Origin of the sequence: Nocardia farcinica, assembly GCF_029867845.1 — a bacterium.
Lineage (GTDB): Bacteria > Actinomycetota > Actinomycetes > Mycobacteriales > Mycobacteriaceae > Nocardia > Nocardia farcinica_A.
Map to the genome: position 1 here is coordinate 1 of NZ_JARWRU010000318.1, position 1,038 is coordinate 1,038.

General features: G+C 76.6%; 1 protein-coding gene. It reads right to left on the bottom strand.

What is annotated here, in order from left to right; translation table 11 throughout:
- Positions 1 to 1,038 (bottom strand): ATP-binding protein (locus QH283_RS06865; RefSeq protein WP_280502173.1); only part of this gene is annotated, 1,038 nt, incomplete at both ends.

Below are 1,038 nucleotides of genomic sequence, written 5' to 3' on the forward strand. Positions count from 1 at the left end.
GATCAGCGAGGGGGCGGAGTCGCGGGCCCGCTGGAACAGCTCGCGCACCGCGCGCTCGGAGGAGCCGACCCATTTGTCCATCAGCTCGGCGCCCTTGACCGCGTGCACGCTGAGCTGGCCCGATCCGGCGAGGGCGCGAACGAGGAAGGTCTTGCCGCAGCCGGGCGGGCCGTAGAGCAGCACCCCGCGCGGCGGCTGCACGCCCAGCCGGGCGAAGGAGTCGGGGTGGCGCAGCGGCCACAGCACCGCCTCGGTCAGGGCCTGCTTGGTCTCGGCCATGTCGCCCACGTCGTCCAGGCCGAGGCTGCCCACGGCCAGCTCCTCGGTGCCCGAACGCGACAGCGGGCGGATCACCTCCAGCGCGCCGAGCAGGTCCTGCTGGGTCAGCTCCGGGGCGCTGCCCTCCCGGCTGGCGCGCGAGGCGGCCCGCCGCCCGGCTTCCCTGGCCAGCGCCGCCAGGTCGGCCACCACGAAGCCGGGCGTGCGCGCGGCGACCTCCTCCAGCGCCAGCTCGCCGGTGGGCACCTTGCGCAGCACCTGTTCCAGCAGCGCGCGGCGCACCGGCGCGGTCGGCAGCGGCAGCGCGAGCTCGCGGTCGCACAGATCGGGGGCGCGCAACCGGGCGTCCACCCTGGTCGGGTGCGAGGTGGTGGCCAGGAAGGCGACGCCGGTCCCGGCGACGGCGGCGCGCAGCTGGTCGAGGATGAGGGTGGCGACCGGTTCCGGCTCGGCGGGCAGCAGGGCGTCGATGTCGCTGACCAGCAGCACGCCGCCCTGTCCCGAGGCCACCTCGGCCACCGCGGCGGCCACCTCGCGCAGGCGGGTGCCCGCCTCGGCCGCGCCCACGGTCGGCCCGTCGAGTTCGACCAGCCTGCGCGGGGCGGTCACCGCGCGCGCCAGAGTCACCTTGCCGACGCCGGCGGGGCCGGTGATCAGCACGCCGAGCCTGGCGTTGGCGCCGAGGGAGCGCAGCAGCTCCGGTTCGTCGAGGGCCAGGCTCATCCACTCGGCCAGCTTGGCGGCCTGGGTGTGCACGCC